Annotated in this window: 12 protein-coding genes; 3 read left to right on the top strand and 9 right to left on the bottom strand. The window is 28.3% G+C overall.

The window, feature by feature from the left end; genetic code table 11:
• Positions 1–39: 39 nt before the first annotated feature.
• Entirely contained in the window at positions 40–612 is a 573-nt protein-coding gene (locus ACNSOS_RS09625; protein WP_418185118.1) for a ComF family protein, read from the bottom strand.
• A complete protein-coding gene (locus tag ACNSOS_RS09630; RefSeq protein WP_418185119.1) occupies positions 609–1,553 on the bottom strand; it encodes a GlxA family transcriptional regulator in 945 nt (314 codons plus the stop codon). Before ACNSOS_RS09630 ends, ACNSOS_RS09625 begins: the two co-directional genes overlap by 4 nt.
• A gap of 96 nt (positions 1,554–1,649) precedes the next feature.
• Here ACNSOS_RS09630 and ACNSOS_RS09635 point away from each other — a divergent pair, with 96 nt between their 5' ends.
• Positions 1,650–2,501 carry an MBL fold metallo-hydrolase gene (locus ACNSOS_RS09635; RefSeq protein ID WP_418185120.1) on the top strand — a complete coding sequence of 284 codons (852 nt, stop codon included), beginning with the start codon at positions 1,650–1,652 and terminating at the stop codon, positions 2,499–2,501.
• Positions 2,502–2,518: 17 nt separating this feature from the next.
• Here ACNSOS_RS09635 and ACNSOS_RS09640 read toward each other — a convergent pair whose 3' ends face one another.
• Together ACNSOS_RS09640 and lepA are read right to left on the bottom strand one after the other, a co-directional pair.
• Complete coding sequence (locus tag ACNSOS_RS09640) at positions 2,519–3,136, bottom strand: peptidase E (protein WP_418185121.1); 618 nt, start codon at positions 3,134–3,136, stop codon at positions 2,519–2,521.
• Positions 3,137–3,149: 13 nt separating this feature from the next.
• Positions 3,150–4,937, bottom strand: a complete 1,788-nt coding sequence (gene lepA, locus ACNSOS_RS09645) for a translation elongation factor 4 (RefSeq protein WP_418185122.1) — start codon at positions 4,935–4,937, stop codon at positions 3,150–3,152.
• Between the two features lie 146 nt (positions 4,938–5,083).
• Here lepA and ACNSOS_RS09650 point away from each other — a divergent pair, with 146 nt between their 5' ends.
• Positions 5,084–7,606, top strand: a complete 2,523-nt coding sequence (locus tag ACNSOS_RS09650; RefSeq protein ID WP_418185123.1) for a heavy metal translocating P-type ATPase — start codon at positions 5,084–5,086, stop codon at positions 7,604–7,606.
• Between the two features lie 77 nt (positions 7,607–7,683).
• On the opposite strand, the gene ACNSOS_RS09655 is transcribed toward ACNSOS_RS09650, so the two are convergent.
• Positions 7,684–8,700, bottom strand: a complete 1,017-nt coding sequence (locus ACNSOS_RS09655) for an OmpA family protein (RefSeq protein ID WP_418185124.1) — start codon at positions 8,698–8,700, stop codon at positions 7,684–7,686.
• 61 nt (positions 8,701–8,761) lie between these two features.
• Positions 8,762–9,694: a ribose-phosphate pyrophosphokinase gene (locus tag ACNSOS_RS09660; RefSeq protein WP_113908558.1), complete on the bottom strand. Its 933-nt coding sequence runs from the start codon at positions 9,692–9,694 to the stop codon at positions 8,762–8,764.
• Between the two features lie 169 nt (positions 9,695–9,863).
• On the opposite strand from ACNSOS_RS09660, the gene ACNSOS_RS09665 reads away from it, so the two are divergent.
• Positions 9,864–10,979: an Opr family porin gene (locus tag ACNSOS_RS09665; RefSeq protein WP_418185125.1), complete on the top strand. Its 1,116-nt coding sequence runs from the start codon at positions 9,864–9,866 to the stop codon at positions 10,977–10,979.
• Between the two features lie 27 nt (positions 10,980–11,006).
• Here the strand turns inward: ACNSOS_RS09665 and mnmA (ACNSOS_RS09670) are convergent, their stop codons facing one another.
• Genes mnmA (ACNSOS_RS09670) through folK form a run of 3 tightly spaced genes read right to left on the bottom strand, consistent with a single transcriptional unit; the run spans position 11,007 to position 13,692 of the window.
• Positions 11,007–12,044 carry a tRNA 2-thiouridine(34) synthase MnmA gene (gene mnmA, locus ACNSOS_RS09670; protein ID WP_418185126.1) on the bottom strand — a complete coding sequence of 346 codons (1,038 nt, stop codon included), beginning with the start codon at positions 12,042–12,044 and terminating at the stop codon, positions 11,007–11,009.
• 11 nt (positions 12,045–12,055) lie between these two features.
• Positions 12,056–13,159 carry a tRNA 2-thiouridine(34) synthase MnmA gene (gene mnmA, locus ACNSOS_RS09675; RefSeq protein WP_418185127.1) on the bottom strand — a complete coding sequence of 368 codons (1,104 nt, stop codon included), beginning with the start codon at positions 13,157–13,159 and terminating at the stop codon, positions 12,056–12,058.
• Between the two features lie 47 nt (positions 13,160–13,206).
• On the bottom strand, positions 13,207–13,692 hold the full coding sequence (gene folK / locus ACNSOS_RS09680; RefSeq protein ID WP_418185128.1) for a 2-amino-4-hydroxy-6-hydroxymethyldihydropteridine diphosphokinase: 486 nt from the start codon (positions 13,690–13,692) through the stop codon (positions 13,207–13,209).
• Between the last annotated feature and the right edge of the window lie 32 nt (positions 13,693–13,724).

Consider the following 13,724-nt stretch of genomic DNA (forward strand, 5'->3'; position numbering starts at 1 on the left):
CCTTAATAAAGCGAAAATTATATCTTTTTTAATTTTATATTAGTTTAAAAATGAGCATAAAGTAAGAGCAAATAGTACATTTACCTTATGTTTTTTTAAAACTTTTCTAGCTTCTAATATTGTTGAACCAGTTGTAATAACATCATCAACTAAAATAACATCACAATTTTTTGCTCCATTATATTTAAATTTTCTTAGATTTTTTTGTCTAAATTCTAAGTTTTTACCCGCATATTTCACAATATTTGAAGCTTTTAAACTATTAAAAACAGGCTTTATAAAAGGTGATTTTAGATGTTTTGCTAAAATTGCAGTTTGTGAAAAATCATGTCTTGTATGGTCATCTATTGGAATGGCTAAAATAGGCTGAGTGAACTCAAAATTTGAAGCAAATTTTTTGAAACTAAGTTTTGCTAAAGTATTAAAAACTCTATCTCCATAAAAATAATATTTACTTTGGATTAAATCTTCTAAATCTTTGTAGTCATAAAAAGAGTAAACAAAAAAATCTTTATCTAGCTCTTTTTTATAAAAACTTGGTTCAAGAAGTGTGCTTTGACAAGTTTTACAAATAATTTGCAAAGATAATTTGTTGCAAGATGTGCAAATCATTTAGAAAAACTCACAGTTTGTTGAAATCTTTTTCTAAAATCTTTTGGATTTAAAGATGTTTCTTTTTTGAAAAGTTTTCTAAAACTATTTTCATCAAAATATCCAACTTCCAAAGTAATATCGCTAAAGCTTTTATTTGAAGAGATTAAAAGTTCTTTTGCTTTTTCAACTCTTAAATTTTTAAGATATTGTAAAGGTGAAATATTAAGAGCCTTTTTAAATCTTCTTGAGAATGTTTTTTCTGTAAGATTTATATTCTTTGCTAAGTCAAAAATATTTAACTGTTTATGCAAATTATCTTTCATATATGAAATACTATTTTTTATATCTTCATCATCAAAAAGTAAAATTGTAGAGAATGCCTTATACGATTTTTGTGATTCTCTTACTCTATCAATTAGCATTAAATTTGCTAGTTGAGATGCTGTTTTACAGCTATGAAATTTCTCAATAATATATAAACACAAATCTAAATAAGCATTTATTCCACCAACAGTTATGATATTTTTCTCATCTACTAAGATTTTATCTATATCAAGAATTACATCTGGATACTCTTTTTTAAAAAGGTCTTCATAAGCCCAATGAGTTGTTGCTGATTTATTATCTAATAAACCAGTTTTTGCTAATATAAAACTACTTAGACAAGCTGAAGATAAAATGGCTTTATTGTTGTATTGATATTTTAACCATTCAATAATTTGTGAATTTATATTAAAAACTCCATTTTGAAGTGTTGGTGGGATAATAACCACATCATAAATTGTGTTTGATATAGAAGTTGTTTCAAAATATTTTGTATCTTCCAAACTTACAAAAGTAGTTTTTATCTCAACTTCTTCTTTTGATTTACAAGAAATATTGTTTAGGTAAAATAGCTCTTCTATACCATAAGCCGCCGATTTTAATACATCTTTTAAAATTAAAATAGCTATATTCATCATTTGTCCTAAATAACCTTTTATATGTCAAAAATACCTATTTTAAATTGTAGCATAATATGAAATAATTACAAAATTTAAAAAAAGGATAGAAATATGTTAAAAAATAGTTTAAATAAATTTGCGAAAAGTGTTTTGCTTTCATCTTTTTTGTTAGGTTCACACTTACTTGCTTCTGAAGTTACACAAATAAGAAATGCTACAGTTAAGATAAATTATGGTGGAAAAGTTTTTTTAGTAGATCCAATGTTTGCAGTAAAAGATGCTTACAAAGGTTTTGAAGGAACTTTAAATAGCCATTTAAACTGGCCAAGAGTTGAGTTACCTTTTAGTACCGATGAGATTTTAAAAGATGTAGATGCTGTAATCATAACTCATACTCATGAAGACCATTTAGATGAAGTGGCTATTAAGGAGTTACCAAAAAATATTCTTATATTTGTACAAGATGAAAAAGATAAAAATTACTTAGAAAAATTTGGTTTTACAAATATCAAAATTATGAAAGAAGATACTTTTTTAGGTAATGTAAAACTATCTATTACAGCTGGACAACATGGTTCAGATGAGGTTATGTCATATGCAAAAGATGTTTTAGGAGAAGTAAGTGGAGTTATTTTTCAAGCTAAGAATGAAAAAACTATATATTTAGCAGGAGATACTGTTTATAATAAATATGTAGAAGATGTAGTTGAAAGATATAGTCCAGATATTATTATTTTAAATGCTGGAGATGCCAAGTTGGAAAATGGAGATTCAATTATTATGGGTAAAGAAGATGTTTTAAAAACTCATAAAATTGCACCAAAATCAATTATCATAGCTTCACATATGGAAGCTGTAAATCATGCTTCACTTACAAGAGGAGAGTTAAAGAGCTTTGTAAAAGAGAATGGCATTGAAGATTTTGTTCTTATCCCTAAAGATGGAGAGAGTTTAGAATTTTAATTTATAGAGAATTTTCTCTATAAATTAGATTTTATATTGAATTCATTATTATTAATTAATATTACTTCATTATTACTAATTGGTTTTAAAAAGAGTTTTGAAGAATAAATTTCGATAATCTTTTTTACACTTTCTTCAAAAGGAAAATTTTTATAGTGAGGAACTAAATAAAAATCTACTAAATTCAAAGCATCAAAATTTTTTAGATTAATATTTTCTTCTATACTATCCATCTCTTTCGCATACTCTATATTTTTAGATGTAATTATAGCACCAGCTGACTCGCCTATATAAAGTTTTCCTTTTTTTACCTCTTCAACAATTATTTTATCTGCACCAGTTCTTTTTAATTCTTGTAGTAAAAAGAAAGTATTTCCACCAGATACATAGATAAAATCATTTTTTATTAATTTACTCTCTATTTCTTCACTTGTAGCAGTTGAAATCTCTAACTCATCTACAATCAATCCTAATCTTTGAAAATCTTTTTTTGCTAAATCTACATAAAAATTAACTTCTTCAACAATAGAGGCTGTTGGTATAAAAGTTACACTTTTCCCTTTTAAATCTTTTTGAAAATCTACAAAAATATCTATAACATCACTAAAAGATGAAGATAAAAAGAGTTTTTTCATACTTATTTTTCCTTTATATTTTCAATACAGCCATAAAAGCTTCTTGTGGAACATTTACTTTTCCAATAGCTTTCATCCTTTTTTTACCAGCTTTTTGTTTTTCAAGTAGTTTTCTTTTTCTTGTAATATCTCCACCATAACATTTTGCAGTTACATTTTTTCCCATAGATTTTACAGTTTCTCTAGCAATAATTGTACTTCCAATACTAGCTTGAACGGCAACTTCAAAAAGTTGTCTTGGAATAAGCTCTTTTAGTGCTTTTACAAACTCTCTTCCTCTTGAAACTGATTTATCTTCAGGAACTATTATTGATAAAGCATCAACAATATCTCCTGCAACTCTAACATCGAGTTTTTTCAAATTACCAGGTCTAAAACCTATTGGCTCATAATCAAAAGAGGCATAACCTTTTGTAGTTGATTTTAATTTATCATAAAAATCCATAACTATTTCATTCATAGGAATATCGTACTCTAAAAGAACTCTTTTCCCTATATAATCCATTTTTAGCTGTATTCCTCTTTTATCATTTAAAAGTTTTATAACATTTCCTAAAAATTCATCAGGTACTAAAATAGTTGCTTTAACATAAGGTTCAAAAATAGTTTCAATATAGTTTGGTTCTGGAAGTTCACTAGGATTTTGAATTACAACTTTTTCTCCATCTTTTTTTAAAACTTCATAAACAACCGTCGGAGCAGTTGCTATTAAATCTAAATCAAATTCTCTTTCTAATCTTTCTTTGATAACTTCCATATGAAGCATACCCAAAAATCCAGTTCTAAAACCACTTCCTAACGCAATAGAACTTTCAGGTTCAAAAGATATTGATGAATCGTTTAGTTTTAATTTGTTTAGTGCTTCTCTTAAATCTTCAAATTTATCTGTTTCTATTGGATAAAGTCCAGCAAAAACAAATGGTTTAGCTGGTTCAAAACCATCAATTACTTCAAGTGTTGGATTTTTTGCATCAGTCATTGTATCACCAACTGCAATTCCATCTAATGTTTTAAGTCCTAAAACAACTATTCCAATTTCTCCCGTTTTTATCTCTGTTGTATCTTGTCTTTTTAGAGGATGTGGATACATCAAGCTTATTACTTGGTGTTCAACTTTTGTATTCATCATACGAAGAACTTGCCCTTTTTTTATACTTCCATCATAAACTCTCACAAGTGCCAAAGCTCCCAAATAGTTATCAAACCAACTATCGTAAATAAGTGCTTTTGTAGGAGCATTTTCATCTCCAGTTGGGGAAGGAACTCTATCAACTATTGAATCTATTAAATCTTTTACCCCAAGTCCAGTTTTCGCACTTATTAGATTGTGAAAAGTACAATCAAGCCCAATAGCTTCTTCAACTTCTCCTAAAACTCTCATAGGGTCTGCACTTGGTAAATCTATTTTGTTCACAACAGGAAGTAATTCTAAATCATTATCCATAGCTATATAAACATTTGCAATAGTTTGTGCTTCAACTCCTTGAGTTGAATCAACTATTAGTAAAGCACCCTCAGATGAAGCTAAAGAACGGCTAACTTCATAAGAGAAATCAACGTGACCAGGAGTATCTATGAGATTTAGAACATATTTTTGTCCATCTTTTTCATAATTTAATCTAACACTTTGAGCTTTTATAGTAATTCCACGCTCTTTTTCAATATCCATATTGTCCATAACTTGTGAAGTCATCTCTCTATCACTAATTCCACCACACTCTTGGATAATTCTATCTGCTAGTGTTGATTTCCCGTGATCAATATGTGCAATAATACTAAAGTTTCTGATATTTTTTTGCAATTTTCTTCCTATAAATTTAAAAGATTTTTTGTAAAGTGGCAAGATTATATCCAAAAAGTAGTAAGTTTTTGTTAAAGTTTTATCGCTTCATCAGTATTTAAAAATAGCTTAGCTAATATTATTGATAGTATTTATCAAGGAATTTTATGAAAACAGAAAAATATGATATAAAAGGTATGACTTGTTCTGCTTGTTCAAATGCAGTGGATAAAAGTGTTAAAAAACTAGAAGGAATAAAAGATATAAATGTAAATTTGCTAAGTAATAGTATGCTTGTAAGTTATGATGAAAATGTTTTAGATTATGAAAAAATCATAAAAACAGTTGAAGATGCTGGATATAGTGCAAGTTTAGTTTCTAAAGATAATAGTAAAAAAAATGATATAGCAAAAGATAATATTGCACAAATTGAAATATATGAGTTAAAACAAAGGTTAATCATCTCTTTGATTTTTGCAATTCCACTTTTTTATGTTTCAATGGGACATATGTTAAATTGGTATTTACCATCATTTTTTCATGGAGTTGAAAATGCTATAACTTTTGCATTTACGCAGTTTTTGTTATCTTTACCAATAGTTATAATAAATAGGAAGTTTTATAAAGTTGGTTTCAAAACCTTATTTAAAGGTTCACCAAATATGGACTCTTTAATAGCCATTGGAACTGGTGCAGCGATGGTTTATGGAGTTTTTTCTATTTATAAAATTGGGTTTGGATTGGGGCATAATGATATAAATATGGTAATTCAATACTCTATGGATTTGTATTTTGAAAGTGCAGCTATTGTATTGACTTTAATAACATTTGGAAAATTTTTAGAAGCAAGAGCAAAAGGAAAAACTAGCGAAGCTATAAATAAACTTATTGATTTATCTCCTAAAACAGCTTTAGTTTTAAAAGATGATAAAGAGGTCGAAATTGCAGTTGAAGATTTGAGATTACAAGATATTATTATCGTTAAACCAGGACAAATTATCCCAACAGATGGAGTTATTATAGATGGAAATACATCTATTGATGAATCTATGATAACAGGGGAAAGTTTACCAGTTTCAAAGAAAATTGGAGATAAAGTAATAGGTGCTAGTATAAATAAATATGGTGCTATAAAATTTGAAGTTACAAAAGTAGGTGAAGATACTGTTTTATCACAGATTATAAAACTTGTTGAAGAAGCAAGTTCTTCAAAAGCTCCTATTTCAAAACTAGCTGATAAAGTAAGTAGCATTTTTGTACCAACAGTTATAGCTATTTCTATAATTGCTACTATTACTTGGCTATCTTTAGGGTATTCATTTGAATTTTCTTTATCAATTGGAATAGCTATTTTGGTTATTTCTTGCCCTTGTGCATTGGGACTTGCTACTCCAACAGCAATTATGGTCGCAACAGGAAAAGGTGCTCAAAATGGTATTTTGATAAAAAATGCGGAAGCTTTAGAAACTCTACATAAAATAGATACTGTTGTGTTAGATAAAACAGGAACTATAACACAAGGAAAACCGAAAGTTACAGATATTCTTACAAATGAAAATATAAGTGAAAATGATTTACTTCAAATTGCTTTTTCTTTAGAAAAAAATTCTGAACATCCTTTGGCTCTTGCAATAGTTGAAAAGGCACATGAAAAGAAATTAGAATCTTTAAATATTGATAATTTTAAAGCTATAAATGGTTTGGGAATTGAAGCAAAAATTGAAGATAGAACAATATTTATAGGAAATAAAAAGTTTATTGATAGTAAAAATATATATTTAGATGAGTTTTTTACTAAAAGTGAAGAGTTGTCAAATAGTGGTAAAACGCCTATTTTTATTGCTAATCAAAAAGAAATTTTAGGACTTATTGCAATAGCAGATACTATAAAATCTACAAGCAAACAAGCTATTTTAGAGTTTAAAAAAATGGGACTTGATGTGATAATGCTAACTGGTGATAATAAAAATACAGCACTTTCAATAGCAAAAGATTTGAGTATTTCAACTGTTATATCAGAAGTTTTACCTCAAGATAAAGAAAAAGCCGTAAAAAAGCTTCAAGAAGATGGTAAAAAAGTTGCTATGATTGGTGATGGAATAAATGATGCACCAGCACTTGTTCGTTCTGATGTAGGAATAGCAATAGGAGCTGGAACTGATGTAGCAATAGAATCAGCAAATATTGTTTTAGTTAAAAATGATTTACTTGATGCTGTAAAAGCTATCCAATTAAGCAAAGCAACTATTAAAAATATAAAACAGAATCTATTTTGGGCATTTATATATAATATTATTGGTATTCCATTAGCAGCAGGACTGTTTTATACAATTCTAGGATGGAAACTAAATCCAATGTTTGCTGGTGCTGCTATGAGTTTGAGTAGTGTTTCAGTCGTTTTAAATGCTTTACGATTGAAGTTATTTAAGCCAATAATAGATGAAGAATTTAATATAATAAGCAATACAAATCAAAAAGGAGTTAATATGACAAAAGTTTTAAAAGTAGATGGTATGAGTTGTGGGCATTGTAGTGGAAGAGTTGAAAAAGCTTTAAATGCGATTGATGGAGTTGATAGTGTAAAAGTTGAATTATCAACAAAAGATGTAACTATAAATATGTCAAAAGAGTTAGATGAACAAACTTTAGTAAGTGCTATAAGTGATGCTGGGTATGAAGTTATAAAATAAAGTTAAACTTTAAACAATAAAAAAAGGGGTTGGAAATAAGTTTCCAACCCCTTTTTAAATAGAAAAACTATTTAGAATTATTTTACCATTACAGCATCAACTCTTCTATTTTCAGCTCTTCCTTCTACAGTATCATTAGAAGCAACTGGTCTTGTTTCACCATAACCAACAGCTTTAATTCTATCTTTTTCAACACCAGCTTCAACTAATGCTTTAACAACAGAAGCAGCTCTTCTTTCTGATAATTTTTGATTATAAGCATCTTTTCCAACAGAATCTGTATGTCCTTCGATATCAGCTTTTAATCTTTTGTCTTTTTTCATAACTTCTGCAAATTCGTGAATTCTTGTATTGTAAACATTTTTGATGTCAGATTTGTCTGTATCAAAATTAACATTTAAGTTAATTAATGTAATACAACCAACAGTATCAACTTTTGCACCTTTTGGAGTATTTGGACATTGATCTAATTCATCAATTACACCATCACCATCACTGTCTAATGGAGCAGCAACAGGAGTTGGAACAGGAGTTGTAGCAACTACTGGAGCAACTTTAGCAGCTTTTTCTCCAAATGGAACAGCAAGACCTAAAGTATATAATAATGTATTATCTCCTCTATTTGTTTCAATTAAATGTCTAACATCAAATTTAACTGCTAATCTTTCAGCAATTTGATATTTAGCACCAATACCATAGTTTCCAAATACACCATTTTCATGTCTTCCAAATTCGCTATCAAAGAATTCAACACCAACTCCGATTAATCCATATAAAGATAAATCATCAGTTAAAGAATAATCTTTTACTAAGTTAGTAAATACTCTAGTGATTCCAGTATCTCTACCTTGGAAACCATTTTTACCATTTAAATCTTCTAATGTTCTTAAAAAACCAATTTCAACTTGGTCAATAAAAGAATCAGTTTGGTTAAAACCAAAAGCTAAACCACCATTAATGTAGTTTTTCTCATGATTTGCATTACCTTCTGTAAGTCCTCCAGAGATTAATGGAGTTATTTCATATTTGTAATCACTATTTGCAGCTAGTACTAAAGAAGCACAAGCTAAAGATGATAATAAAATTTTTTTCATTTTGTATCCTTTTTTAAAATATAATCGTACAAATTATATTAAATCTTTTTTTAAACCTAAATTAATTATTAAAAATAGAGTTAACAGATTCGTTATTATGTATTCTTCTAATAGCTTCTCCTATCATAGATGAAGCTGTTAGAACTGTAATTTTTTCTGCGTTCTCTTTTGTTGGAATAGTATCAGAAATTACAAGTTCATCTAAAACACCATTTGCAACTCTTTCATATGCTGGGCCACTTAAAACTCCATGAGTACAACAAGCCATAACACTTGTAGCTCCTCTTTGTTTTAAAACTTCAGCTGCTTTTACCAAAGTTCCAGCTGTATCAACCATATCATCTACTAATATTACATCTTTACCTTTTACATCGCCAATGATGTTCATAACCTCTGCAACATTTGCTTTTTCTCTTTTTTTATCAACAATTACTAAATCATAACCTAATTTATCAGCATATTGTCTAGCACGTGCTACTCCACCAATATCTGGACTTGCAATAATAGGATTTTTAAGATTTTTACTTTTTATATAGTTAATAAATAAAATTGAACCAAATAAATTATCTGCAGGAAGATTGAAAAATCCTTGAATTTGGGCTGCATGTAAATCTATAGTTACAATTCTATCAATTCCTGCAGCTTCAAGTAAATCTGCAACTAATCTTGCACTAATTGGAACTCTTGGAGCTGCTTTTCTGTCTTGTCTTGCATATCCATAATATGGAACAACGGCATTTATGCTTTTTGCACTAGACCTTTTAAGTGCATCTATCATGATTAATAATTCCATTAAATTATCATTTGTCGGAGCACAAGTTGGCTGAATTATATAAACATCTTGTCCTCTTACACTTTGAGTTATTTGAACAGATATTTCACCATCACTAAATTTATTTAAAGTTGCATCAGATACTTTCATACCCAAATATTCACCAACTTTTTTTGCAAATTTTGGGTTTGCACTCCCACTAAATAGTTTAAATGTTGACATAAAATTCCTTGAATTTCTATATTTTAATTATAAAATTCTATCAAAAAAGGGCTTAATAAAGATGTTCTAATTTATTAATAGTAGATTAATGAAACATTAATAAAAAAAATAATATAATTTTATGCCTAAAATATTGATAATAGGTATCATCAAGTCAAAAGGAGACAAAATGAAAAAAATTAGTTTAGCTGTGGCAAGTTTGGTGTTATCAACATCTGTTTTCGCTGATTCTTCAACTATTGATGAAGCGTTTAAAAATAGTGAAATTGAAGGTGCAATATCTCTATATGGACAAAAAGTAGAAAATAAAAAAGCACAAGACTTAGCTTATGGAAATGGAAATTTAAGATTAGGCTTTACTACTGACTCTTTTTATGGTTTTAATGCAAATGTTGAAGCTAAGGGGAATTTAAAATTAGGGCAACAACACGGAAAAGACTACAAAGATGGTGCTCCTTTTGAAAATAGTGCTTTATTTACACAAGCATATTTACAATATGAGTTAGACAATATTTTATCTATTAAAGCTGGAAGATATGAAGGCGAGTATGAGTGGCTTACTGATTATCAACAAGGAGCAGTTGCAGAAATTTTAGCAATACCAAATATGGTTTTAGCTTTGGGATATTCAAATAAAAAATCTGAATCAGGAATAGATTTAAGTGAAGATTTTCATAAACCAGAATTAACTGATAAAGGTGTTTATTTTGTGGATATTCAAAATAATAGTTTAGATTTTGTTACATTTAATCCATACTATTATGAAATGCCAGATTTTGGAAGATTTTATGGTTTAAAAACAGTTTTTGATACAGATTATTTTGGAATTACTGCACAATATGCGAAAAGTAATAGAGATGATAAAGTTTCAGCTTCTTATGAAGATGGAAGTATAGCGCATATTGAAGGTATTGTTAAAATAGAAGATTTTGAAGCATTTGCTGGGTATGCAAAAACACATAAAGATGGTGGTGCAAATATGATAGCTTCTTTTGGAGATACTTTGTCACCATTTGAAGATGGAAACTATGTTTATGATGTAGATGCTAAAACTTGGTATATTGGAGCAAATTATTCTATAGCTGGGATTGATTTAGGTGTTTTATATGGAGATACAAAATATAGCGAAGATAATTTTAAAGAAAAAGAGCTAAATTTAAGTATTGGATATGGAATTACTGATAGTTTAAGTATAGGTGCAATGTGGGTCAAAGTAAATGCAGATGAAAATGCTGGTGATACAGATTATAACAAATATTTAGCAGCTGTTGAATATAGCTTTTAGTTTTAAGAAAGAGGTTTCTCTCTTTCTTTAGTTAGAACTTTTTATAAATGCACTTCCTATTACTCTATCTTTATCATAAAAAACTGCAAGTTGTCCACTAGCAACTCCAAAAGCTGGTTCTTCTAAAGATATATAAACTTTATCCTTTTCTATTTTTACTTTACATGGTATTGTATTTGAACGATATCTTAATTTTACTCCACAATAAAATTCTTTATCATCAATATACATATTTAAACTATTACCAATAACTTCATTTACCTCTAAAGATGGTTTTTTACCAACAATAATAGTATTGTCTTTTGGATTTAGTTTTGTAACAAAGTGAGGTTCTTGTGCACCTTTAACTGTAAAACCTCTTCTTTTCCCAATTGTATAATGAGCATAACCTTTATGTTTTCCAACTATATTTCCATTTTCATCTAAAACATCACCTTCAACATCAATATTTGAATGTTTTTTTACTACATCAGTATAAACTGTTTCAACAAAACAAATCTCTTGAGATTCATTTTTTTCTGTGATTTTTTTATATGCAACATCAAGATTTGCACCAAATTTTACAATATCTTCTTTTTTGTAACTATTTAATGGAAAAATCATATAAGGAAGTGCATTTTTTGGAACTTGAGATAAAAAATAGCTTTGATCTTTTGTTTTATCATCTGCCATATAAAAAAACTTTCCATCAGTTTTTGCATAGTGTCCAGTTGCTAAATATGAAGCACCATGTTTTTTTGCAAAATCAAGCATAGCACCAAATTTTATCTGTTTATTACATTTGACACATGGATTTGGAGTAGTACCTTCTAAATATGAGTTTACAAAATAGTCATAAATCTCTTTGGAAAATTTATCTGTCAAATCTAAAATATGATATTTAATACTTAAAAATTTAGTAACATCGTCAATATAACCTAAATTTGATTCGTGATAACCATCGGTTCTATTATGAAGTTTTAGATAAATTCCTTCAACTTCATAGCCTTGTTGTTGTAGCATATAAGCAGTAACAGAAGAGTCAATTCCTCCACTCATTCCAACCATTACTTTTTTTTTACTCATTCTTTGCCTTTTTATTTGTAGAAACTGATAAAGCCACCACCAAGACAGTAATCACCTAAATATAAAACAAGACTTTGTCCTAGTGTTACAGCTCTTTGAGGATTATCAAACTCAACTACTACTTTTCCCTCATTTGCTTCAACTACTGTACAAGCTTGTTTTTGTTGTCTATATCTAACTTGTGCCATTAATTTATCACCAACTTTTGGTGCCTCTTCAAGTACCCAATGCATATGACTAGCTTCTACAGTTTTACTCATAAGTAAAGGATGATTTGTATCTTGAACAATTGTTAATGTATTATTTACTACATCTTTAGAAGCTACAAACCAAGGTTTGTGTGTATTGTTTTCACTTTCATTGCCTTTAATACCACCAAGACCAATACCTTTTCTTTGACCTAATGTATAACAAACAAGACCTTTGTGTTTTCCTATAACTTTTCCATTTTCATCTAAAATATCGCCTGGAATGGCTTTAAGGTGTTGTGTAATAAATTCATCAAATTTTTGATTACCAATAAAACAAATTCCTGTACTATCTTTTTTATCACTAACAGGAAGATTATGCTTTCTAGCTATTTCTCTAACTTCTTTTTTTGTTAAATCTCCAAGTGGAAACATAGCGTGTGATAATTGTTCACTTGATAATGCGTGTAAAAAATAACTTTGATCTTTTGAATTATCTTTTGGAGTATCAAGTACAAAATGATCTTTGTATTTTGCAATTTTCGCATAATGACCAGTTGCAATTATATCTGCACCCATACTTTTTGCTTCATTTAAAAATACATTGAATTTTATTTCTTTGTTACATAAAATATCTGGATTTGGAGTTAGACCTTGTTCTAAACCTTTTAAAAATACATCAAAAACTCTATCTCTGTACTCTTTAACAAAGTCTTTTCCTCTTACTTCTATTCCTATTAATTCACCAACTTTTTTTGCATCTTCAAATTCTATACGATTAGGACATTGGCTACCTTTGATTCCATATTCCCAGTTACGCATGAATAGTCCAACAACATCATAACCTTGTTGTTTTAATAATAACGCAGTAACAGATGAATCAACTCCACCTGACATTCCTACAACTATTTTTTTATTTTTGTTCATTTTTTTACCTTTAAAAAGTTCTCTTTTAGAACTCTGTTTACAACAATTTAGTTGTTTTTCATATATTTTAAAGGAATAATCACTGATTCTCTAATTGCCCAATTTTTGTGAGGGATAACTAAATTTTTTGTATTTATTTTTTTATTGTCAAAAAATATTATATCTATATCCAAGGTTCTAGGCGCATCTTGAAAGGATCGCTTTCTTCCGAATTTTTTTTCATATCTTTGCATGGCTTTTAAGAAGTCATTAGGACAAAGATTAGTTTTGAGTGAGATTATACCATTTAAAAAGTAGCTTTGTTCTAAAAATCCAAAAGGAGGATTTTTTAGTAGGGGTGAAGTCATAAGTAAAGTAAATCGTAAATCTTTTTTTAAACATAAGATTAAATTATCAAATATTTTTCTTGTATTTCCAATATTTCCCCCAATACCAATAGTTACACAATACTTTTTATTTGAAGTAGTATTAAATATTTTTGGAAAATTTGGGTAATAAAAAAGTGTTAAATCATTATTTAAATTTTTTTTCAAAATTCTCTCTTTTTTTATAAAAAATTAAAACT

It is taken from the genome of Aliarcobacter vitoriensis (assembly GCF_048320235.1).
GTDB classification, from domain to species: domain Bacteria; phylum Campylobacterota; class Campylobacteria; order Campylobacterales; family Arcobacteraceae; genus Aliarcobacter; species Aliarcobacter vitoriensis.